The organism is Haloferax volcanii DS2 (assembly GCF_000025685.1).
Classification (GTDB): domain Archaea; phylum Halobacteriota; class Halobacteria; order Halobacteriales; family Haloferacaceae; genus Haloferax; species Haloferax volcanii.
In genome coordinates this window covers 1-22403 of the sequence record NC_013967.1, presented here as the reverse complement: position 1 = coordinate 22403, position 22403 = coordinate 1, and the positions used below count along the sequence as shown (strand labels likewise).

General features: G+C 68.0%; 21 protein-coding genes and 1 tRNA gene. 12 read left to right on the top strand and 10 right to left on the bottom strand.

Annotated features, from left to right (window positions below):
* Positions 1 to 24: 24 nt before the first annotated feature.
* The 3 genes from HVO_RS04810 (at position 25) to HVO_RS04800 (ending at position 4081) form a co-directional block, all read left to right on the top strand.
* The gene (locus HVO_RS04810) at positions 25 to 1161 is read left to right on the top strand and encodes a thiamine ABC transporter substrate-binding protein (protein WP_004045003.1); all 1137 of its coding nucleotides are present in this window, start codon (positions 25 to 27) and stop codon (positions 1159 to 1161) included.
* 9 nt (positions 1162 to 1170) lie between these two features.
* Positions 1171 to 2892 (top strand): ABC transporter permease, encoded by a 1722-nt coding sequence (locus tag HVO_RS04805; RefSeq protein WP_004045002.1) that lies wholly within the window; start codon positions 1171 to 1173, stop codon positions 2890 to 2892.
* Between the two features lie 103 nt (positions 2893 to 2995).
* On the top strand, positions 2996 to 4081 hold the full coding sequence (locus HVO_RS04800) for an ABC transporter ATP-binding protein (RefSeq protein ID WP_004045000.1): 1086 nt from the start codon (positions 2996 to 2998) through the stop codon (positions 4079 to 4081).
* 27 nt (positions 4082 to 4108) lie between these two features.
* Here HVO_RS04800 and HVO_RS04795 read toward each other — a convergent pair whose 3' ends face one another.
* Positions 4109 to 4789: a class I SAM-dependent methyltransferase gene (locus HVO_RS04795; RefSeq protein WP_004044996.1), complete on the bottom strand. Its 681-nt coding sequence runs from the start codon at positions 4787 to 4789 to the stop codon at positions 4109 to 4111.
* A gap of 126 nt (positions 4790 to 4915) precedes the next feature.
* Between HVO_RS04795 and HVO_RS04790 the strand changes: the two genes are divergently transcribed.
* Together HVO_RS04790 and HVO_RS04785 are read left to right on the top strand one after the other, a co-directional pair.
* Positions 4916 to 5374 carry a DUF2391 family protein gene (locus tag HVO_RS04790; protein WP_004044988.1) on the top strand — a complete coding sequence of 153 codons (459 nt, stop codon included), beginning with the start codon at positions 4916 to 4918 and terminating at the stop codon, positions 5372 to 5374.
* 93 nt (positions 5375 to 5467) lie between these two features.
* Positions 5468 to 6046, top strand: a complete 579-nt coding sequence (locus tag HVO_RS04785; RefSeq protein ID WP_004044979.1) for a DUF7090 family protein — start codon at positions 5468 to 5470, stop codon at positions 6044 to 6046.
* A 21-nt stretch (positions 6047 to 6067) separates the two neighbouring features.
* On the opposite strand, the gene HVO_RS04780 is transcribed toward HVO_RS04785, so the two are convergent.
* The 3 genes from HVO_RS04780 to HVO_RS04775 all read right to left on the bottom strand — a co-directional run bounded on the left by HVO_RS04780 (position 6068) and on the right by HVO_RS04775 (position 7424).
* Entirely contained in the window at positions 6068 to 6925 is an 858-nt protein-coding gene (locus HVO_RS04780) for a DUF7089 family protein (protein WP_004044977.1), read from the bottom strand.
* A gap of 4 nt (positions 6926 to 6929) precedes the next feature.
* The gene (locus tag HVO_RS21620) at positions 6930 to 7016 is read right to left on the bottom strand and encodes a hypothetical protein (RefSeq protein ID WP_422653684.1); all 87 of its coding nucleotides are present in this window, start codon (positions 7014 to 7016) and stop codon (positions 6930 to 6932) included.
* 162 nt (positions 7017 to 7178) lie between these two features.
* Positions 7179 to 7424 (bottom strand): ferredoxin, encoded by a 246-nt coding sequence (locus HVO_RS04775; RefSeq protein WP_004044976.1) that lies wholly within the window; start codon positions 7422 to 7424, stop codon positions 7179 to 7181.
* Between the two features lie 108 nt (positions 7425 to 7532).
* Between HVO_RS04775 and HVO_RS04770 the strand changes: the two genes are divergently transcribed.
* Both HVO_RS04770 and cgi121 read left to right on the top strand, forming a co-directional pair.
* Positions 7533 to 10016, top strand: coding sequence for an ATP-dependent DNA helicase (locus tag HVO_RS04770; RefSeq protein ID WP_004044974.1), 2484 nt, complete (start codon positions 7533 to 7535; stop codon positions 10014 to 10016).
* Positions 10013 to 10507: a KEOPS complex subunit Cgi121 gene (gene cgi121, locus HVO_RS04765; protein WP_004044972.1), complete on the top strand. Its 495-nt coding sequence runs from the start codon at positions 10013 to 10015 to the stop codon at positions 10505 to 10507. Before HVO_RS04770 ends, cgi121 begins: the two co-directional genes overlap by 4 nt.
* A gap of 163 nt (positions 10508 to 10670) precedes the next feature.
* Here cgi121 and HVO_RS04760 read toward each other — a convergent pair.
* A tRNA-Gln gene (locus HVO_RS04760) sits at positions 10671 to 10743 on the bottom strand.
* Positions 10744 to 10875: 132 nt separating this feature from the next.
* Between HVO_RS04760 and HVO_RS04755 the strand changes: the two genes are divergently transcribed.
* A complete protein-coding gene (locus HVO_RS04755) occupies positions 10876 to 11448 on the top strand; it encodes an IMP cyclohydrolase (protein ID WP_004044970.1) in 573 nt (190 codons plus the stop codon).
* A gap of 48 nt (positions 11449 to 11496) precedes the next feature.
* A complete protein-coding gene (locus tag HVO_RS04750) occupies positions 11497 to 12156 on the top strand; it encodes a metallophosphoesterase family protein (protein WP_004044967.1) in 660 nt (219 codons plus the stop codon).
* 28 nt (positions 12157 to 12184) lie between these two features.
* Here the strand turns inward: HVO_RS04750 and HVO_RS04745 are convergent, their stop codons facing one another.
* Together HVO_RS04745 and HVO_RS04740 are read right to left on the bottom strand one after the other, a co-directional pair.
* A complete protein-coding gene (locus HVO_RS04745; protein ID WP_004044965.1) occupies positions 12185 to 13531 on the bottom strand; it encodes a tryptophanase in 1347 nt (448 codons plus the stop codon).
* A 224-nt stretch (positions 13532 to 13755) separates the two neighbouring features.
* Positions 13756 to 14934 carry an aspartate kinase gene (locus tag HVO_RS04740; protein ID WP_004044963.1) on the bottom strand — a complete coding sequence of 393 codons (1179 nt, stop codon included), beginning with the start codon at positions 14932 to 14934 and terminating at the stop codon, positions 13756 to 13758.
* Positions 14935 to 15121: 187 nt separating this feature from the next.
* Between HVO_RS04740 and HVO_RS04735 the strand changes: the two genes are divergently transcribed.
* Positions 15122 to 15550: a hypothetical protein gene (locus HVO_RS04735; RefSeq protein ID WP_004044961.1), complete on the top strand. Its 429-nt coding sequence runs from the start codon at positions 15122 to 15124 to the stop codon at positions 15548 to 15550.
* Positions 15551 to 15658: 108 nt separating this feature from the next.
* A complete protein-coding gene (locus HVO_RS04730; protein WP_013035623.1) occupies positions 15659 to 16468 on the top strand; it encodes a ZIP family metal transporter in 810 nt (269 codons plus the stop codon).
* A 122-nt stretch (positions 16469 to 16590) separates the two neighbouring features.
* On the opposite strand, the gene HVO_RS04725 is transcribed toward HVO_RS04730, so the two are convergent.
* Together HVO_RS04725 and HVO_RS04720 are read right to left on the bottom strand one after the other, a co-directional pair.
* On the bottom strand, positions 16591 to 17718 hold the full coding sequence (locus tag HVO_RS04725) for an oxidoreductase (protein WP_004044957.1): 1128 nt from the start codon (positions 17716 to 17718) through the stop codon (positions 16591 to 16593).
* A 142-nt stretch (positions 17719 to 17860) separates the two neighbouring features.
* Positions 17861 to 19462: a DNA-directed DNA polymerase II small subunit gene (locus tag HVO_RS04720; protein ID WP_004044956.1), complete on the bottom strand. Its 1602-nt coding sequence runs from the start codon at positions 19460 to 19462 to the stop codon at positions 17861 to 17863.
* Between the two features lie 144 nt (positions 19463 to 19606).
* Between HVO_RS04720 and HVO_RS04715 the strand changes: the two genes are divergently transcribed.
* On the top strand, positions 19607 to 20404 hold the full coding sequence (locus tag HVO_RS04715) for a S26 family signal peptidase (RefSeq protein WP_004044955.1): 798 nt from the start codon (positions 19607 to 19609) through the stop codon (positions 20402 to 20404).
* A gap of 47 nt (positions 20405 to 20451) precedes the next feature.
* On the opposite strand, the gene HVO_RS04710 is transcribed toward HVO_RS04715, so the two are convergent.
* Positions 20452 to 22146: a Cdc6/Cdc18 family protein gene (locus HVO_RS04710; RefSeq protein ID WP_004044954.1), complete on the bottom strand. Its 1695-nt coding sequence runs from the start codon at positions 22144 to 22146 to the stop codon at positions 20452 to 20454.
* Positions 22147 to 22403: the final 257 nt, after the last annotated feature.

The following is a 22403-nucleotide window of genomic DNA, read 5'->3' as shown; positions in this document are numbered from 1 at the left end:
ACCACAGAGTACAACAACCGAGTAATGAGACGACGTAGCTTCCTCAGGGCCGCCGGGGCGGGAGGCGTCTCCGCGCTCCTCGCCGGCTGTACCGGGACCGGCGGCGAGCAGACGACGACCGAGGCCTCGGGCGACGCGACCGAGACGACAGCGACGACCGAAGGGACGACCGCGGGCGGCGAGTCGCGGACGCTCACCGTCGGCACCTACGGCTCGTTCGTCGACGCGCCGAGTTCGAGCCCCGGCCCGTGGCTGAAAGAGACGTTCGAGTCGGAGTTCGACGCGACGCTGGAGTGGCAGACGCCCGACTCGGGCGTGAACTACTACATCGAGCGCGGCCTCCGGGGCGTCGAGTCCGGCGCGGACCTCTACGTCGGCCTCGACGCGCAGATGCTCGTCCGCATCGACCGGGAGCTCGACGAGGCGCTGTTTTCGCCCGCCGAGGGGCTGTCCCGCATCGACGACGTAAAGGAGGGGTTGAACTTCGACCCGCAGGGCCGAGCGGTCCCCTACGACACGGGCTACATCTCGCTCGTCTACGACGAGACCTACGGCGACGGCGACTTCGTCGCCCCCGAGACGTTCGACGGCCTGCTGGACTCCGAATACGCGGGCGCGCTCCTCGCGCAGAACCCCACGTCGTCGGCGACGGGGCAGGCGTTCCTGCTCCACACCATCGACGCCAAGGGCGAGGACAGCTATCTCGACTACTGGGCGAGCCTGAAGGAAAACGACGTGCGCGTCCTCGGCAACTGGGAGGACACCTACAACGCCTACTCGAACGGGGAGGCCCCGATGGTCGTCTCGTACTCGACCGACCAGGTGTTCGCCGCCGAGTCCGGCGAGGACATGGCGAGACACCAGATTCGCTTCCTGAACGACCAGGCGTACGCCAACCCCGAGGGGATGGCCCCCTTCGCGGACGCGTCGAACCCCGACCTCGCGGTCGAGTTCATGGACTTCATGCTCCGGCCCGAGGTGCAGGCCGAAATCGCCGTCCGCAACGTCCAGTTCCCGGCGACGACCACCGCCGAACTCCCCGAGGACTTCGCGCAGTACGCCCAAGAGCCGCCGGAAGCCGTCACGTTTTCGTACGACCGGCTTCAGAACAACCTGAGTGACTGGACCGACGCGTGGGCCCGCGAGTTCGCCAGTAAGTGAGGTGAGCCGGTGAGCCGCGCCTCGGCCTCAGTTCGCCGGGTCGCCCGCGCCCTCGAACAGCGGCTGCTCACCCTCGTCGCGGCGCTCACCGCCGTCGTCCTTCTGGTCCTGTTTTACTACCCCGTCGCCACCGTCTTCGCGGACGCCGTCCTCGCCGACGGCCGGCTCACCGTCGAGCCCATCGCGGCGGTGCTGACGAGCGAGTTCTACCTCGTCGACATCATCTGGTTCACGGCGAAGCAGGCGTTCTACTCGACGCTCGCCAGCCTCGCGCTCGGCCTCCCCGCCGCGTGGCTGTTCGCCCGCTTCGAGTTCCGCGGCCGCGAGACGCTCCGCTCGCTCACCATCCTCCCGTTCGTCATGCCCTCCATCATGGTCGCCATCGGCTTCGTGGCGACGTTCGGCCGCAACGGGACGCTGAACCGCGCGCTCTCTCTCGTCGGCCTCCCGCCGGTCGAACTGCTGTTCACGCTCGAAGCCATCGTCGTCGCCCACGCGTTCTACAACGCCCCGCTCGTCGCCCGCGTCGTCACCGCCGCGTGGGAGAGTGTGGACGCCCGGACCGTCGAGACCGCCCGCTCGCTCGGCGCGAACCCGCGGCGGGCCTTCCGCGACGTGGTCCTCCCCCAACTCCTGCCGTCTATCGGCGTCGGCGCGACCCTGACGTTCATCTTCACTTTCGCGTCGTTCCCCATCGTCCTCGCGCTCGGCGGCTTCCAACTGGCGACCATCGAGGTGTTCGTCTACTCGCGGGTGCGGGACCTCGCGTACGCCGAGGCCGCCAGCCTCGCGGTCGTCGAGACGGCCGTTTCGATTACGCTGACCGCAGTCTACCTCCGGTACGAGGCCAGCCAGCGCTCGGCCGGCGGCGCAGCGAACCCGCTTCCCCGTCAGTCCGTCCTTCCCGCTGACTGGACGCCGAAATCGACGCTCCGGACGGTCGGCATCGGCGGTTACGCCCTCGTCGTCGGGCTGGTGTTCGTCGTCCCCGTCGCCAGCATGGTGCTGGCGAGCGTCACCGGCGGCGACGGCGGCCTCACCCTCGCCAACTACGCCTTCCTCGCCGAGCGGCAGGCGACCGGCGCGAGCTTTCAGGTCAAGCCCCTGCCGGCCATCCTGAACTCGCTGGGCTTCGCCGCGGGGACGCTCGTCGTGGCCGTCCCGATGGGCGTGACGATGGCCGTCCTCACGACCCGCCGGTACCGCGGGCGCGGGCTCATCGACGTGCTCTCGATGGCTCCGTTCGCCGTCTCGGGCATCGTCGTCGGCCTCGGCCTGCTCCGCGGGCTGGTGTTCGGCGTCGACGTGTTGGGCACGCGAATCCGCGTCACCGGCGCGCTCGCCATCGTCGCGGCCCACGCCGTCGGCGCGTACCCCTTCGTCACCCGGAACGTCGCGCCGCTTTTCGCCCGGCTCGACGGCCGGCTCGTGGAGTCCGCGCGCTCGCTCGGCGCGACCAGAACCCGCGCGCTCGTGGATATCGAACTCCCGCTCGTCTGGACCGGCGTCGTCGCGGGCGCGGCGTTCGCCGTCGCCATTAGCATCGGCGAGTTCGACTCGACCATCATCCTCGCGGAGGGCGCGGGAAGCTACACGATGCCCGTCGCCGTCGAGCGATTCCTCGGTCGACGGCTCGGCCCCGCGACGGCGATGGGCTGTCTCCTGCTTCTCGTCACGTCCGCCAGCTTCCTCGTCGTCGACCGCTTCGGCGGCCGGTGGGGCGAGCTATGAGGGAGATGAGGGAGCCCGGAGAACAAGACGGAGACGAACCGCGGGAAGTGAGAATTATGCCCGTCCGCCGGCGAGGGGAGCACGTGACTTCGGAGGCGAACCCGTGAGACTCGAACTCGACGCGGTGTCCAAACGCTACGGGTCGGCGACGGCGCTCGATTCCGTCTCGCTGTCGGTCGACGACGGCGAGTTCTTCACGCTCGTCGGCCCCTCCGGCTGCGGGAAGACGACCACGCTCCGCTGTATCGCCGGCTTCGAGTCCCCGACCGAGGGGACCGTCCGCTTCGACGGCGAGTCGATGGTCGGCGTCGCGCCCGAGTCGCGGGGCGTCGGCGTCGTGTTCCAGAACTACGCGCTGTTCCCGCACCTCAGCGTCGGCGAGAACGTCGCCTACGGCCTCCGCTTTACCGACCCGCCGGGCGGCGGCTCCCGCGACGACCGCGTCGCGGAACTGCTTGACCTCGTCGACCTCGCGGGGTTCGAAGACCGCGACCCCGACTCGCTATCTGGCGGCCAACAACAGCGCGTCGCGCTCGCCCGCGCTCTCGCGCCCGGCCCGGACCTGCTGCTCCTCGACGAGCCGATGTCGGCGCTGGACGCCCGACTCAGGGACCGACTCCGCCGGCAGGTAAAGCGCATCCAGTCGGACCTCGGCGTGACGACCGTCTACGTCACCCACGACCAGTCGGAGGCGCTGGCGGTCTCGGACCGGGTGGCCGTCCTCAACGGCGGCCGCGTCGAGCAGGTCGGCGACCCCCGCGACCTCTACCACCGCCCGCGGACGCGATTCGTCGCGGAGTTCCTCGGCGAGAACAACGTCCTCGACGGGGTCGTCGAGTCTCGACCGGAAACGGGGGGGATTCGCGTCGGCGTCGGCGACGCGGTGTTCACGCTGGCCGAGGGGCCGCGGGTGCTCGGGGAGGCGGGGTCGAGAGCGGGAGCCGGCGACGAACTCACCTTCTGCGTCCGCCCCGAACAACTCCGGGCCGGCGCGGGGACGAACAAAATTCGGGGGACCGTCGTCGACACCGAGTTTCAGGGGGCGACGACGCGGGTCAGACTCGACTGGGGCGGAACGGAACTCGTCGTGGCGGTCGAAGACGGCGGCGAACAGTCGGACGCGGGGTTCGAGGTCGGGGCGACGCTGGAAGTCGGATTCGCTCCGGCGTCGGCTCACGTCGTCGAATAGGTCGAGACGGTCGGTTTTTCCGCCGTCTCAGGGCGCGACGCCGACGGTCAGGAGCGTGCCGAACGTCCGGTAGCGCTCGACCATCGCCTCGCGGGTCTCCCAGTCGTCGGTCGGGAACTCGGTCGCCGCCGGGATGTCGATGTCGAGGTCGGCGATGGAGTCCTGTTCCGCGACGTGGAGGCCGGCGTCGCGGAACGCCTCGCGGTACTCCGCGTGGGACCAGCGGGTCATGTCGATGGAGATGTGCTCCTGCCACTCGTGGGAGTGGACGTTCTCCTCGTAATAATTGACCGCGCAGTAGAACGTGCCGCCCGGCTTGAGGATACGAGCGATTTCTTCGAGGGTGTGGTGCGGGTCGGCGGCGTAGTAGAACGCCTCCATCGACCAGACGTGGTCGACGCTGTCGTCGTCGAACGGGAGGTCGTCGAAGTCGCCGACGAGAAACGAGAGGTCGTCGGTGTCGGTGTACGCGCGGGCGTTCTGGACCATCTCGGGCGAGCCGTCGAGGCCGAACCCGCGGCCGATACCCTTCGTGTCGCGGAGCGCGCGGAGGGCGTAGCCGCTTCCGGTCCCGAGGTCGACGACGGTGTCGCCTTCCTCGACGGGCATCCGTGCGAGCGCGTGCTTCGCGGTGTGCCAGTGTCGGTCCTCCATGCCCTTGTCGCGGCCGTCGGCCGCCCAGGCGTCGAACTCGTCGCGGACGCTCATATCGGAGCCTCGCGCGCCGGGGTGAAAATGCGTTCGGACCGGACCGCACAGACGGGCGAGTCCGACGACGACCCGGTCGCGCCCCCCCGTCGCGCGTTTTAATTGCCGCCGTCACGACGACGGGGTATGGTCGGAGTCCGCCGTCGGTTCGCGCTCGCCGACACCGCCCAGCAGGTCGTCGGCGGCTTCCTCCTCGCGGGGCCGTTCGTCGTCACCGAGGAGGTGTGGGTGCTCGCGCGGAGCATGTCGTTCGCGCAGGCGCTTCTCACGCTCATCATCGTGCTCGCGGTCGGCTACGGCGCGCTCTACAAGGCCGACGACCGCGACCCCGACAGAGAGCGCGAGGTCGGCGGGATTCCCGTCCGATTCATCTCGCTCATCTCCGTCTCGTATCTCTCCGTGTTCATCCTCGCGCTCGCGTTCGACGCGCCGGGGACGTTCCTCTCGGACGTGTCGGGAGAAGTCCTCGTCTCCGTGCTCGGGTACGAACTCGACCTCGCGGTGCTCCGCATCACGCTCAAGGCGACGAGCGTCGGCGCGGTGTTTAGCGTCATCGGCGCGGCCACGGCCGACTCGCTGTTCTGACCTCGCCCGGCGGCGTGAACATACGTTACGATTCCGGGACGACGCCGCCCGAGCGGCATGAAGGATTAAGTCGGCAGGGTAACTGCTTGGGGTATGGATTACGAGCTCGCCATCGAAGACGCGCCCGCGACGATTCCGGGCGGCACAGGTATCTTGCTCCTTCATCCGAGCATCGGCGAGACCGACCGTATCGACACCGACTTCTTCAAGGTCGACACCGACCGCTTCCTCGTCATCTCGACGCGGACGACCGCGCGCGAGGTCGAACAGAAGCTGGAACACTACGAGGTCGACGAGTCCAGCGCCACCATCCTCGACACGCTGTCTATCGAGCGCGGCTACTCCCGGCGCAGTTCGGAGAACATCCACTACGTCGCGGCCCCCGACGACCTCGACGCCATCGTCGAGAAGACCCGGCAGTTCCTCGAACGCCACGACGGGAAGCTCCGGCTCAGCGTCGATTCGGTCACGGAGATGGCCTACTACGCCGACGAGGACCGCGCCTTCGAGGCGACGAAACAGATTCTCGAACTGCTCGACGAGTTCGACGCGGTGGGGCTGTTCCACCTCTCGAAGGAGGTCCACGACCAGGAGACGCTCGACCGCTTCCGCGAACTGTTCGACGGCGTCGTCGACCTCAACGAGGACGGCACCGTCACGACCGAGTTCTGAGGCGAAACGCGACGCGACCGACTACGCCGAGTCGGCGGCGTCGTCCGCGGTCGGGTCGGCGTCGTCGCTCGATTCCGCGTCAGCGCCATCGTCGTCGGCCGCGAGCTGCTCGAACGTCTTTTCGGCCCACTTGACCGCGTAGCTCGGGCCGTGGTCGCGGTACGCCGCGGTGTCCAGCGCCGAAAACGGCGCGGGGAGATCGCGGCCGTGTTTGACGGCCGAACACGCGAACTCGGTCGCCTCGGCGAACGAGAGTCTACCGAGCGCGACGAGCCGCGGGAGATTTTCGAGGCGGTTGTCGAGGCGGCCGCCGGCGTCGACCCACGCCTCGTGGAGGCGGTCGTGGTCGCCCTCCCACGACGCGAACGCCTCGCGGGTGTGGAGGCCGACCCAACCCTCGTAGAGGGCGGCGGCGACCTGATACGTCTCGCTCGGGCCGAGCGGCGTCGCCGCCGCGAGGTCGGCGTACTGCTCACCGAAGAAGGGGAGGAAGTGTTCGGGAATCTCGTCGTTCCCGGCCTGCACGAACGCCTCGGCGATGAGGAAATCCAGAAAGTCGTCCGGCGTCCCCTTCGCGCGGTACTTCACCAGCACGACCGGCGGGTCGGTCTGTCGGGACCACGACACGGTGCCGTCGCCGGGCATCCCGATGGTGAAATCCGACGACGCGTAGCGCCGAAGCTGTTGGGGCGCGTCGTCCGGTAGCCACTCGGCGGGGTACGCCGCCGGGGAGAGCGAGTCGACCACCAGCCCGAGGTTTTCGGCGGCCTCGGGGGGGATGGTGTCGAAGTCGCCGGCCACGTCCAACACGAGCGCGCCGGGGGCGTAGTCGTCGCGGACCGATTCGAGGTCCGACGGCAGGCTGCGCGTCTCGAACATCCGTTCAGGCGATGCTCATCCCGACGAACACGACGGCCAGCAGGGCCGACACGCCGACGGTACCGAGCACGATTTTCGTCGCTTGGCTCATAGTGGCACGATTAGGGGCCCGCCGCTTAACTGTTACACTCTATCGTCGGTCGAATCTCCAGTCGAAACGGAGGGGTTCGGGGACGCGGCCCACGGTCGGCGGTCACACGGGCCGGTCAGGTCGAAGAAGCGAGAGAAGCCGGTGGCGTCGTCGGCGTCGCGGTCAGGGAACGAGCTGTTCGCCGTCGTCGTCGAGGATGCGGATGGCCTCGACGGGGCAGACGCGGGCGGCGAACTTCGCGTCGAACTCGGCGTCCTCGGGGACCTCGCGGACGAAGACGCCGTCGTCGGTCTCCTCGCCGTCGACGAGGTCGGCCTTGCCGTCGTCGACGTTCTTCTCGAAGCCCTCCCACTCGTCGACACACTGGAACATGCCGATGCAGGTGTCGCGGTCGTACTCGACTCTCATGCGCCATCGTACCGCCGGGCCGTACAAAGCCCTGCCGACGCGGGGACGTGGGTCGGCGACCGAACCGACCCGATGGCTTAAACCGGGGGACGGTCCAAGGGAGATGCAATGCGAACTGCGGACCTGACGGGCCTGCCGACGGGGATTCCCGAGGCCCTCCGCGACGAGGGTATCGAGGAGCTGTACCCGCCGCAGGCCGAGGCCGTCGAGGCCGGCCTGACGGACGGCGAGAGCCTCGTGGCCGCCGTCCCGACGGCGAGCGGAAAGACGCTCATCGCCGAACTGGCGATGCTGTCGAGCGTCGCGCGCGGCGGGAAGGCGCTGTACATCGTCCCGCTCCGGGCGCTCGCCTCCGAGAAGAAAGCCGAGTTCGAGCGCTGGGAGGAGTACGGCATCGACGTGGGCGTCTCGACCGGCAACTACGAGTCCGACGGCGAGTGGCTCTCCTCGCGCGACATCATCGTCGCCACGAGCGAGAAGGTCGACTCGCTCGTCCGGAACAACGCGGCGTGGATGGACCAACTCACCTGCGTCGTCGCCGACGAGGTCCACCTCGTCGACGACCGCCACCGCGGGCCGACGCTGGAGGTCACGCTGGCGAAGCTCCGCCGACTCAACACGAACCTGCAAGTCGTCGCACTCTCGGCGACCGTCGGCAACGCGGGCGTCGTCTCCGACTGGCTCGACGCGGAGCTCGTCAAGTCCGACTGGCGACCCATCGACCTCAAGATGGGCGTCCACTACGGCAACGCCGTCTCCTTCGCCGACGGGAGCCAACGCGAGGTGCCGGTCGGCCGCGGGGAACGACAGACGCCCGCGCTCGTCGCCGACGCGCTGGAGGGCGACGGCGAGGGCGACCAAGGCTCCTCGCTCGTCTTCGTGAACTCGCGGCGCAACGCGGAGTCCGCGGCCCGCCGCATGGCCGACGTGACGGAGCGGTACGTCACCGGCGACGAGCGGAGCGACCTCGCGGAGCTCGCCGCCGAGATACGCGACGTGTCCGACACCGAGACCTCCGACGACCTCGCCAACGCGGTCGCCAAAGGCGCGGCGTTCCACCACGCGGGACTCGCCGCGGAACACCGAACGCTCGTGGAAGACGCCTTCCGCGACAGACTCATCAAATGCATCTGCGCGACGCCGACGCTCGCCGCCGGCGTCAACACCCCGAGCCGCCGCGTCGTCGTCCGCGACTGGCAACGCTACGACGGCGACTACGGCGGCATGAAACCGCTGGACGTGCTCGAAGTCCACCAGATGATGGGTCGGGCCGGCCGCCCCGGCCTCGACCCCTACGGCGAGGCGGTGCTGTTGGCGAAGGACGCGGACGCCCGCGACGAACTGTTCGAGCGGTACATCTGGGCCGACGCCGAGGACGTGCGGTCGAAGCTCGCGGCCGAGCCGGCCCTGCGGACGCACCTGCTCGCCACGGTCGCCTCCGGCTTCGCCCACACCCGTGAGGGACTGCTCGAATTCTTAGACCAGACACTGTATGCGACCCAGACCGACGACCCCGAGCGACTCGGACAGGTGACGGACCGCGTGCTCGACTACCTCGAAGTAAACGGGTTCGTCGAGTTCGAAGGAGAGACCATACAGGCGACGCCCGTCGGCCACACCGTCTCGCGGCTCTACCTCGACCCGATGAGCGCCGCCGAAATCATCGACGGCCTCGAATGGGCCGCGGACCACCGGACCGAGAAGCTCCGGGCGCTCGCGGGCGAGACGCCCGAGAAGCCGACGCGAGACCGAAGCGAATCCGACGAATCCGGCGGCTTCCAGCGGGCAAGCGAGATGGTCGCTGACGACGGCGACGGTGGAGGCGGCGAAGACGGGGTGGGGGCGAACGGCGACGGCGACAGCGACGACGCCGACGGGGTCGAGACGGACCGGACGTATCCGACGCCGCTCGGTCTCTATCACCTCGTCTGCCGGACGCCCGATATGTATCAGCTCTACCTGAAGTCCGGCGACCGCGAGACCTACACGGAACTGTGCTACGAGCGCGAACCGGAGTTCCTCGGGCGCGTTCCCTCGGAGTACGAGGACGTGGCGTTCGAAGACTGGCTGTCGGCGCTGAAGACCGCGAAACTCCTCGAAGACTGGGTCGGCGAGGTGGACGAAGACCGCATCACCGAGCGCTACGGGGTCGGCCCCGGCGACATCCGCGGGAAAGTCGAGACCTCCGAGTGGCTCCTCGGCGCGGCCGAGCGACTCGCCACCGAACTCGACCTCGATTCGGTGTACGCGGTCCGCGAGGCGAAAAAGCGCGTCGAGTACGGCGTCCGCGAGGAACTGCTCGACCTCGCCGGCGTCCGCGGCGTCGGCCGAAAGCGCGCCCGCCGGCTGTTCGAGGCCGGCGTCGAAACTCGGGCCGACCTCCGCGAGGCCGACAAACCGCGCGTCCTCGCCGCCCTCCGGGGTCGCAGGAAGACCGCGGAGAACATCCTCGAAGCCGCGGGGAGAAAGGACCCGTCGATGGACGCGGTGGACGAAGACGACGCGCCGGACGACGCCGTCCCCGACGACGCCGGCTTCGAGACGGCCAAAGAGCGCGCCGACCAGCAGGCCAGTCTGGGTGATTTCGAATGAGGCTCCTCGAAGCCGAGGCGACCGTCTCGGACCTCGATTCGTTCATCGCGGCCGTCGGCGACGTGGCCGACGAGACGGGCGCGACGGTGCAGGCGTTCGACGCCCGGTACGTCGTGGACCGCGAGCACCTCGAACGAGCGGTCGAGCTCGCCGACAGGGCCATCGCCCGCGGCAACGAAATCGCCCGCGACCGCGCCGTCGAAATCCTCCTCTACGCCAGCGGCCGCCGGCAGATTAACCGCGCGTTCGAAATCGGCGTCTCGGAAGGGACGCTCCCCGTCGTGGTTCTCGTCGACGGCGGCGACGAGGCCGCCGCCGAGGCCGCGCTGTTCGACCGCCTCGACTTCGAACCCGCAGAGACCCTCGGTGATTACGACGAGAGCCTCGTCCGCGACGTGTTCGACGTGGGCGAGACGGAGTTGCACGTCGTCGACGGCGACCTCCCCGCGCTGGTCAGAGAGCGAGTGGCGCTCCTCGCGGTCGACCGCTAAGCGGTTTTCGCGGCCCGTATCGGCCGTATCCGGTGGTCCCGCGAATCCGTACTCAAGAACTCCACTCGAAACAAACCCCTTGGGTTTTCGAATCCCACCCCTTCGTTTCAACTGGAGATCAGGGGGGACAGCGTAGCCTCGAAGCGCGTGAGAATCGGAGAAATAGTCCCACCAGGATTCGAACCTGGGTCGTTGCCCCCAGAAGGCAACAGGATTGGCCACTACCCCATGGGACTTCGCATCAGTTCGTACTTCGCGGGTATTTGTAAACGTTGCGTGTCGATTCCGCCGTGGGATTTCGTCGCACGGTGACGGACGGACGTGCATAAACCGCCAACTATTTCCCCCTATTCTATCCACTGTCGTGTATGTACGTCGGACGTTTCGTCGTCGTTAGTCCCGGAATCGGTGCGTATCGCGTCTCCTCTCGGTCCTTCCCGAACCGACGGGTCGTCGACCGGGACGACGCCCTGACCGTCGGGCCGACGCCCGACGCCCCCGAGACCGACAACCCCTACATCGCCTACAACTGCGTCCGCGAGGGCGGCGACTACGTCGTCGTCGGCAACGGCTCGCAGGTCGACCCCGTCGCGGAGAAACTCGACCTCGGCTACCCGCCGCGCGACGCGCTCGCGGAGATTCTGCTCGCGCTCGACTACGAGAAAGACGACTACGACACGCCCCGCATCGCTGGCGTCGTCGGCGACGACGAGGCCTACATCGGCATCGTCCGCAAGGACGCCCTCGTCGTCGAAGCTGTCACCGAACCGACGCTCGTGGCGACCTACGAGGAAGACGACCCGCGCGCGTTCGACCTCGACGCCGAGACCGCCGCCGACGCGGCCCGCGAACTGTACGACCACGAGTTCGAACACGCCGTCTGCGCCGCCGCCGCGACCGTCGGCGACGCCGTCGAAACCTCCTTCTACAACGGCGAATAACGCCGCCGCGGCCCGAGATTTTTCACCCGCGACACCGTACACCGAGCCATGCGTCTGGGCGTCATCTCGGACGTGCACGGGAACCTCCCGGCACTCGAAGCGGTGCTCGAATCGATGCCCTCGGTCGACCGACTGGTCTGCGCCGGCGACGTGGTCGGCTACAACCCGTGGCCCGAGGAGTGCGTGTCCGAACTCGCAGAACGGGACGTGCCGACCGTCTCGGGGAACCACGACCGCGCGGTCACGTCGGGGACCGGCTTCCGCTTCAACAGCATGGCGGCCGCGGGCGTCGACTACGCCCGCGACGCGCTGTCGCCGGCGTCGATGGATTGGCTCTCGGCGCTTCCGAAGAACCGGACGCTCGCCGACGGCCGAGTCAAACTCGCCCACGGCCACCCGAACCACCCCGACCGCTACACCTATCCCGACGACTTCTCGCCGTCGCTCCTCGACGACGAGGACCTGCTGGTGTTGGGCCACACCCACGTGCAGGGCTACCGAATCTACGACGACGGAATCGTGCTGAACCCCGGTAGCGTCGGCCAGCCCCGCGACGGCGACCCGCGGGCGGCCTACGCGGTCGTCGACCTCGACGCGATGGAAATCGAGGCGGAACGCGTCAACTACGACATCGACCGCGTCGCGGAGCGCGTACGCAAGGCCGGCCTGCCGGAGCGACTGGCGAGTCGGCTGTACGAGGGAAAATAGGGGAACGCGAGTGGCCGTCCTGAAGCCATCAGTTCGACACCGGTTCGAGCCGCGACGAGAAATGCCGAAGCTCCTTCATCGGCGGCTCCGCGACGATTTCGAGGCCGCCGTATTCGCCGGCCGAGGCCATCACCTTCGCGGCCGTCTCGGCGACGTGTTCGAGGTGTTCGCGGCTGTATGTGCGCCGCGGGAGCGCGAGGCGCACGAGGTCTGGCCGGTCGGTGCCGGGGAACGCGAAGCCGCCGAGTTCGACGCCGCGAACGCCGCCTTCGAGGTAGAGCGCGCAGACGAGTTCCTGTCCGGGGAACTCCTCTTTCGGGATGTGCGGGAACACCTCGCCGGCGTCGAGGTAGACCGCGTGCCCGCCGGTCGGTTGGTAGACGGGGACGCCGGCCTCGACCAGCAGGTCGCCCAGTTCGGCCACCTGCTCGACGCGGTCGGTCACGTACGGCGGTGTGACGGCCTCGCGGAGGCCGACGGCCATCGCCTCGATGTCGCGGCCCGAGAGGCCGCCGTAGGTGGGAAAGCCCTCGTAGAGGATGGCGCGCTGTTTCGCGTGTTCGAACACCGTCTCGTCGCGCATCGCGGCGAAGCCGCCGATGTTGACGAGGGCGTCCTTCTTCCCGGACATCGTGATGGCGTCTGCGTGTTCGAACTGCGCGCGGGCGATTTCGGCGACCGAGTGGTTCTCGTAGCCCGCCTCGTGGGTCTTGATGAAGTGGGCGTTCTCCGCGAACCGACAGGCGTCGATGACGAACATGGCGTCGATGTCGCGGGCGAACTCGGCGGTGGCGCGGATGTTCGCCATCGAGACCGGCTGGCCGGCGACGGAGTTGTTCGTGATGGTGAGGGCGACGACGGGAATCGCGTCGGCCCCGACCTCCTCGACGAGCGCGTAGCCCGCGTCGATGTCGAAGTTGCCCTTGAACGTCTCCGTCGAGTTGGGGTCGCGAGCGGCGGGCGACGGGCAGTCGACCGGCTCCGCGCCCTGATTGACGACGTGGGCGCGGGTCGTGTCGAAATGGGAGTTGTTCGGCACCACGTCGCCGTCCTCCAAGAGGACGCCGTAGAGGACGTTCTCAGCGCCGCGGCCCTGATGGGTCGGCACGACGTGCTCGAATCCCATCACGTCGCGGACCGACTCCGCGAGTCGGGCGAACGACTCGCTGCCGGCGTAGGCCTCGTCGCCGCGAATCATCGCGGCCCACTGCTCTGCGGACATCGTTCCCGTCCCCGAGTCGGTCAGGAGGTCGATGTACACGTCGCGAGCGTCGAGGTTGAACGCGTTGTAGCCGGCGCGTTCGAGGGCGGCCTCGCGCTCCTCGCGCGAGGGGAGTTCGATGGGCTCGACCATCTTCGCCTTGTACGATTTCATGCCCGCAATAGGTCCGCGAATGTGAAGTAATCGGCAGGCGGAAAATCGAGGGGCTACGCCCGGTTTTCGGCGCTCGTGGACTGGTGTGTGCATCGGTGTCGCCGGCTGTTCCGTTCTCGCCACGAGCCGACTTCAGCGACCGCCGACGACCACCGGTCGAGCGATGTCACTTTCGAGGACGCGAGCGCGCGAGAAACAGCTTCGAGAGCGCGACGAGAACCGGCTCAGAACTCGTCTTGGATGATGCCGAGCGTCTCCTCGCGGTCGTCCCACGCCACGAAGATGGCGACGGAGGTCGCGGAGGTGATGGCGTCGTGGATGTTGATGCCGGCCTCGGACAGCGGCTCGACGATGTCGAGGATGACGCCGGGGCGGTTCGGGAGTTCGCCGCCGGTGACGCGGACGACGGCGATGTCGTCTTCGACGGTGACCGACGACAGCGCGTCGTCGGCGACGACGCGGTCGTGGAGGACGGCCTCGGCCCGGTCGGAGTCGTCTTCGAGGACGTAGAACGTGATAGAGTCCATCCCGGAGGCGACCGAGTCGACGTTGATGTCCTCTTCTCGGAGGGCTGCCGAGAGGTCCGCGAGGATTCCCGGTCGGTTGCGAATCGCTCGCCCGGCCACCGTGAGACACGCGAGGGGCTCTTCCTGCATGTCGATGAGGTTGTGGAACTCGCCTTCGATGAGCGTCCCGCCGGTGAGCAGGTCGCCGTGCTGGTAGTGGACGACGCGAACGTCCAGCGCCGCGTCCTTGTACGACAGCGCCGACGGCGCGACGACCTCGGCCCCGCGGAACGAGAGGTTCCGAAGCTCGTCGACGGTGATGCGGCCGACGTTGCGCGCGCCTTCAACCACGCGCGGGTCGCCGGTCATGACGCCCTCCACGTCGGTCACGATGACGACCTCGTCGGCGTCCATGTAGTTGCCGAGCATCACGGCGGAGGTGTCGGAGCCGCCGCGGCCGAGCGTCGTGATTTCGCCGTCGTGGTTCTGCGCGAGGAAGCCGGTGATGACCGGGACGACGCCGTCGAGTTCGGCGGCGAGCTTCGCGGCCCGCTCTCGGGTCGCCTCGACGTCGACCTCGCCGAGGTCGTTCGTGATGACCGGCCACTCGTCGGTGCCGGGCTCGACGAACAGGGCGTTGACGCCGCGGGCGGCCAGCGCCGCCTTGAGCATGCGCACGCTGGTCCGCTCGCCCATCGAGACGATTTCGGCGCGGTCGCGGTCGTCGGCCTCGAACTTGATTTCGTCGAGGAGGTCGTCGGTCGTCGAGCCCATCGCGGAGGCGACGACGGCGATTTCGTGGCCGTGTTCGACGGCCGCGGCGATGGAGTCGGCGGCGCGGTTGATTCGGTCGCCGCTACCGAGCGAGGTGCCGCCGAACTTCGCGACTACGCGCATCGTTCCTCCGGTGCGTCGCGTCGCTTCGGGGCTTCGTTGGTAAACATGCGAGGGGCTAACGCGGGGGGACGTATAACTATGTCCTCCGATTCAACCGTTGCCGTCACCCGCGAATCCGACGCTGAGACGGCCCGTACCGACGCCTCGCGGGCGGAGATTTATCACCGAAGCCGCGGAACGTTCGGGCATGGATGTCAGAGACGCCGTTGACACCGACGCCGAGGCGCTCGCCGCCGTCGCCGACGCGCCGATACGGGCGATGCGTCGGCTGATACGCGACCGGACGGTCCGCCTCGCCACCGCCGAGACGAGTTCGGACCCCCACGCCGACGCGCCGGCCGACGACGAACCGGTGCTCGGCTTCGTCGGCTTCGACGTCCGCGACGGCGTCCTCCACGTCACCCGCCTCGGCGGCACCGAGGCGGCGGTGCGGCGACTGCTCGAAGAGCCGCTGCGCTTCGCCAGCGCCGAAGACCTGCCGGTCGAGGTGCTCGTCCTCGAATCCGAGGCCCCGCTGTGCGAGGCGGTCGAGCACGTCGGCTTCGACCGCGTCGGCCACGGCCCGCGGTTCGAAGGGTCCCCGACGCTTCGGTACGTCCTCGACGAGACGGGATAGTCGAGCCTCGCGGCCGGCGAGAACCGACGGAGGGAATACATACCTCCCGCTCGTCAGGTGGTCCATGACCGAACGACGCGAGAGACGGCCGCCGGAAGTGAGACGGCCGTGACGGCGGTCGAAGAGCTGTTCGTCTCGCTCGCCGGCTCGAACCCGGTGATGCAGGGCCTCCTCGGCGGCATCGTCATCGCCGGGATGAACATGCTCGGCGCGCTCCTCATTCTCGTCTGGCGCGACCCCTCGAAGCGCTCGCTCGACACGCTCCTCGGCTTCGCCGCCGGCGTCATGCTCGCCGCGAGTTTCACGAGCCTCATCCTCCCCGGCATCGAGGCGGCGGGCGGGAGTCCGATTCCCGTCCTCGTCGGCTTCGTCATCGGCGTCGTCGTCCTCGACCAAGCCGACCTGTGGATTCCGCACGTCCACATCCTCGTGACCGGCAAGACCCGAGCGGACGCCCCGGAGACGGACAAAAAGATGGCCTCTGTCGTCCTGTTTATCGTCGCCATCACCATCCATAACATGCCCGAGGGCCTCGCCGTCGGGGTCGGTTTCGGCTCCGGCGACCTCGGGACCGCCGTCCCGCTGATGCTCGCCATCGGCATCCAGAACATCCCCGAGGGGCTGGCCGTCTCCATCGCCGCCGTCAACGCCGGGCTTCGGAACACGACCTACGCGACGTTCGCGGGTATCCGCGCCGGCCTCGTGGAGATTCCGCTCGCCGTCTTCGGCGCGTGGGCCATCCAGTACGCCGCGGCGCTGCTTCCCTACGCGATGGGCTTCGCCGCCGGCGCGATGCTGTTCGTCATCTCCGACGAGATCGTCCCCGAGACGCACTCGAACGGCCACGAGCGCGTGGCGACGTTCGGGACGATGGTCGGCGTCGTCGTGATGCTCTACCTCGACGTGACGCTCGGGTAGTCGAATCGAGTTAGCGCGTCCGAATACGGCGACCGTCGAGGAACTGTGAAACGGGAGTTCGAGTGGAAGCGAAGGGGTTCGGTGGGTAGTTCGCAGGCGGAGAAGCCGCCGTCGAGCGCGCGTCAGTCGTCCGCGAGCGGCGGCTCGGACGGGACCTCGTGGTCCGAGAGCCCGGCGGTCGGCGCGAGGTACTTCGCCGGGTCGAACGCGTCGAGGTCGTCGCCGGCGGCCACGCGCGCCGGCCAGTCCGGGTTGGCGAGCGCGCTCGTGCCCAGCGTGAACAGGTCCGCGCCGGCGTCGACGGCGGCCCGCGCCGCGTCCGGGTCCCCGAGCCCGCCGTTGGCGATGACGACCGTGTCGTCGGTGACGTACTCGGCGGCGGCCTCAGCGAGTGTCGGACCGTCCGCGCCGAAGGTCGGAGTCGTCGCGTCGGTCTCGGTCGTGTGGACGTAGTCGGCTCCGGCCGCCGACAGCTCCTCGAAGAAGACCGCGGCCGCGTCCTCGCCCTCGGGCCACTCGTAGTCGCCGTCGGTCACTTTCTCCTGCGAGACGCGGATGCCGACGACGAACTCCTCGGGAACCGCGTCGGTGACCGCCGAAAGCACCTCGGCGGGGAATTTCACGCGGGACTCGGGACCGCCGCCGTACTCGTCGTCGCGTCGGTTCGCGTTCGCCGCGAGGAACTCGTTGAGTAGGTAGCCGTTCGCGCCGTGGAGTTCCACGCCGTCGAAGCCGGCTTCGACCGCGTTCGTCGCCGCCCGCACGAACCCCTCGCGGGCGGTTTCGAGGTCGGTCTCGTCGGCCGCCTTCGGGACCGCGAACTCGCCGCTGCCGCCGTAGGCCTCGGCCTTCTGGCCGTCGGGCTGGACCGCGGAGGGCGCGAGCGTCCGGTCGCCGTCGAGGTGGGGGTTGCCCTGCGACTGCGCCCCGGCGTGCATCAACTGCGCGAAAATCGGTGTGTCGACCTCGTGGACGGCGTCCGTGACGTTCGTCCACGCCTCGACGTGGTCGTCGGTGACGAGTCCCGGCTGGTTCAGGTATCCCTGACTGTACGCGTCGTCCGTGTAGACGCCCTCGGTGACGAGAAAGCCGAAGCCGCCGTCGGCGAACTTCCGGTAGTAGTGGGCCATCTCGTTGGTCGCCAGTCCTTCGTCGGTGGCGCTGATGCGCGTCATCGGTGCCAGCCCGACTCGGTTGGAAAGCGACAGGTCGTTCAGGCTCGTCGCGTCGAACAGCGCGTCGTCGGTCATCACCGATTCTGTGGGCGTCGCGGATAAAAAGCGACGGTGGAATGGTCTCGGTCGCCGCACATCCGGCGTGCTATCAGGGAGCATACTGGTAGGAGAGCGGTCGCTGAGTCGAACGGTCGTCAGTAGTGAAACGGTCGCCGCCTCAGGAGAACTTCCGGACCGTCATGTTCAGCGTGTCGAGGTCGACGATGGGCGCGTAGCCGGCGTCGGGGTCGATGTTGACCGATTTCTGGAAGTCGGTCTGGGCCTGCCAGCAGCCGGAGTTGACCGCGAGGACGTTGTGGTACTTGCCCCAACCGAGCTTGTGGACGTGGCCGGTGTGGAAGATGTCGGGCACGTCCTCCATGACGAGGTAGTCGAGTTCCTCGGGCGCGAGGCGGGTGTGGCCCCCGAACTGCGGCGCGACGTGACGCTTTTTCAAAAGCTGGTACATCGCCTTGTGCGGCTCGTCGTAGCTCGCCTTGTCGGCCGGCAGTTCGGCGATGACCTCGTCAAGCGAGACACCGTGGTACATGAGGACGTTGACGCCTTCGAGCGTGACCATCGAGGGATTGCTCGTGATGCGGGCGTCGTGAGCCGACATGATGTCGCGGAGTTCGTCGTCGAAGCCGGGTTGGGGCTCCGCGAGTCGGACCGCGTCGTGGTTGCCCGGAATCATCACGATTTCGAGGTCGCCGGGCACCGATTTGAGGTGCTCGGAGAACGCCTCGTACTGCTCGTAGATGTCGATGACGTCGAGTTCTTCGTCCTGATTCGGGTAGACGCCGACGCCTTCGACCATGTCGCCGGCGATGAGGAGGTACTCGATGCGCGCTGCCTCCTCGGTGTGGAGCCAGTCGGCAAAGCGGTTCCACGCGTCGGCCATGAACTCCTGACTGCCGACGTGCACGTCGGAGATGAGCGCCGCCTGCACGTCCCTGTCGGCGGTGTTGGAGCGGTGGCTCCGCGGCACGTCGGGGAAGTGCATCGAGTCGACGAAGAGGATGCCCGCGTCGCCCGACAGCGTCCCCTGCACCGCGATGCACTCGTCCATGAGGAGTTCGTCGACGTAGCCCGCGATGTCCTTGTCCTTCATCACGAGACAGGGGAACGTCCCCGTCGTGTCCTCAAGGTCGATAATCCAGTGGCCGCTCTTGGTGGAGCGCACGTCGTCGACGAGGCCGATGAGTTCGGCGTCCTCGCCGCCGGACATGTTCGAGATGGCCTTCGCGGGGCGGTGGTTGACGCGCCCGCGGAGCAGTTTCGAGAGCTTCTCGTAGCGGTCGCGGAACACCTTCACGAAGTCGTCGTACTCGCCGGTACCCGTCGACTGGCCGGTCATGTCGTTGGCGATTTCGAGGGACCGAAGCGCCGGGTCGACGTTCCGGCCGCCCGGTGTCCCCTGCGCTTCGGCTGGAGCAGACTGGTCGGTGTGGGCCGCGTTGTCGTGCGATGTTGCAGCGGAAACGGAGGGGTCTGATGCGGCGGAGGCGGCTGGGTCGGCATCCGCGGCGTTCGCAGCGTCCGCAGCGGCCGGGGGCGTCGGTTCGGTTCCCGACGGGTCCGCGGCGGGGGCGGACGCGAGCACCTCGCGGACGTGGTCGGCGGTGATGCGAAGCGCGTCGTCCGGGGCGGCTTCGACGACGCGGGCGAGGGTTCGGCCGGGGTCGTCGGAGCCGGCGATGAGGGTCACGGCCTCGCGTTCGGCGTTGTAGCCGCGACCGACGAGCGTCCGGACGATGCGCGCCGGCGTCTCCAGTGGCACACCCGGAGTGCGCGACACGCGGCAAAAAGGATGCCGAAACCCAGAACGTTGAAACCCAGTCCGGGTAAACTGGGAGTGATGAGTGACGACGATGGCCGCCCGCCCTCCCCCGACTCGCGGCGCGGTCCAACCTCCGACGAAGGCGTGCTAACTCGGCTTCGGACGGCAGAGGAGGGGCCGCTTCTGTTCGTCCGCGAACTCCTGACGAGCGCGCTCGCCGTGTTGGCCGTCGGGTTGCTCCTGTTCGCGCTGAGCGGCGTGTGGCCGCCGATGGTCGCCGTCGAAAGCGGGAGCATGGAACCGCACATGCACAAAGGCGACCTCGTGTTCATCACGGGACCGGAGCGATACGCCCCCGACTCGGCGGTCGAGGGGACCGCCGTCGTCACGGCCGAGACGGGCGCGGAGGTCGACTACCGGAAGTTCGGCGGCCCCGGGAGCGTCATCGTCTACGACGACCCCGGGTCGGCAGGTCCCCCGATTATCCACCGGGCGATGTTCTGGGTCGACGACGGAGAGAACTGGTACGACCGGGCGAACCCCGAGTACATGTCGGCCGACAACTGCCGAGAACTCGCCAACTGCCCCGCCGAGTACAGCGGCTTCATCACGAAAGGCGACAACAACCCCCGGTACGACCAAGTAAGCGGCATCGCCGACCCGGTCCGCCCCGAGTGGGTCCAAGGCGTCGCGCGAATCCGTATCCCGCTTCTCGGGTGGGTTCGGCTGACGCTCGCCAACTCGATAGCGACGACGACGCCGGTCGCGCCCGCCCCTGTCGAGTTCGTCGACGTGCCGACGATGGAAACGGCGGTTCCCGACGCGTCGACGGCAAACGCGCCGGCAGGCGACGCGCCGGGAAGCGACGCGGCGGCGACGACGGCACCGCTTCGGGTCGAAGCGGGGAACACACCGATGCGGACCGCCGCGCTCGCGGCGTGACGCGAGTGCACTAAAAGCGTCGGACTTCGGGACTTCGTTCTTCAGTTTCAGTTGTCGAACCGCGCCTGCACGAACGGCTGTGCGCTCTCGATGTCGCCGAGTCGGGAGTCCGTCAGCAGGACGGCCTCGGTCTCGTCGATGGGGACGGACAGGCTGATTTCCTTGGTCCGGCCGTAGCGACCCTTCGAGACGACGACGGCGTTGACGATGCCGAGCATGTCGAGTTCCGAGATGAGGTCGGTGACGCGGCGCTGGGTCAGCACGTCGGCGTCGATCTCCTCGCAGAGGCGCTTGTAGATGTTGAACACCTCGCCGGTGTTGATGTTGCGGACGCCGTTTTTCTCCAGGAGGATGATGGCGAAGAGGACGATTTTCGACTGCGTGGGCAGGGTGCGGACGACCTCGACCACCCGGTCGAGTTCGATTTTGTCCTGCGCCTGCCGGACGTGGGCCTCCTCGACGGTGTCGGCCTGCCCGCGCTCCGCGAGTTCGCCGGCCGTGCGGAGCAAGTCGAGCGCGCGCCGGGCGTCGCCGTGTTCCTGCGCGGCGAACGCGGCGCACAGCGGAATCACGTCGTCGGTGAGCGCGCCGGGCTTGAACGCCACGTCGGCGCGGTGCTGGAGGATGTCGCGGAGCTGGTTGGCGTCGTACGGCGGGAAGACGATTTCCTCCTCGCCGAGGCTCGACTTGACCCGGGGGTCGAGGAAGTCGGTGAACTTCAGGTCGTTCGAGATACCCATAATGGAGATGCGGGAGTTATCGAGTTCGGAGTTCATCCGCGAGAGGTTGTACAGCGTGTCGTCGCCCGACTTCTCGACCAGTTTGTCGATTTCGTCGAGCATGATGACGACCACCCGCTCTTTGTAGTCGACGGCGTCGAAGAACGTCGTGTAGACGCGGTCGGTCGGCCACCCGGTCATCGGCACCGTCTCCATCTCGTCGGCGTCGTCGTCGAGTTCCGCCGCGCGCTCGTCGATTTCGGCGATGGAGTCGTACGGCGTCTCTTCGAGGGCGTTGGGGTCTTCGGTCGCCCGCGTGCGCATCTCGTCGAGGCGCTCCTGTTCGGCCTCGATGCGCTCGACGTTCTTCTCGATGAACTTGTTCGCGAGTTGGGCGAGCACGCGGTACTGCGTGTCCGTCACCTCGCAGTTGATGTACTCGACCTCGCAGGGCACGTCGTACTTCTGGGAGGTGGATTCGAGCTCCTGGCTGACGAACTTCGCGCTCGCGGTCTTACCGGTCCCCGTCTTCCCGTAGATGAGGATGTTCGACGGCGTCTCTCCGCGCAGGGCGGAGACGAGAATCGTCGCCATCTGGTTTATCTGGTCGGTCCGGTGCGGGAGTTCGTGTGGCGTGTACGACGGGCGGAGGACTTCCTTGTTCTCGAAAATCGGCTCGCCGGCGAGAAGGTCGTCGAACAGCCCCTTCGACCCCTCGTCGTCGTTGAGAACGACTTTGTCGAGGCCGACGTCGGGGTCTTTGTGCTGGTCGAGGTCCTCGTCGGACGCGTCGGGCGCGTCGGCGTCGGGACCGATGCTCGCCTGAATGTCGATGTCTTCGGGCGACACGTCGTCCTCGACGGCGGAACTGTCGGCGGAACCGTCACCGCCGGACGCGTCGTTACTGGGTGTGTCGTCGGTGTCGGTGCCAGCATCGGCGTCGGCGTCCGCGCCGCCGTCGTCCGGCGTGCTGTTCCCGGCTTCCCCTCGTGCGCCGCCTCGCGGATTCTCTTCCTCGTCCATCGTGAATACCCCTTTGTTTCAAGTGGAATAGTCGCCCGCGGCGGCGTATAGGGTGCGTGAAGCCGGTGATAGTCGGCATTTACGCATCACGCCGAAGAAGGCGATTCCAGATGATGCAAAGGAACCAAACGAACAGTTGGTACAAAAACCTTACTTCTCCGACCCGTCCGCCGCCGTTCGACCGGAACTCGGCCGGGCGGGACCGTTTCAACACGAGAACCCGCGCGTATCAGTTTCGCTCCCCCGGCGATGTCGTC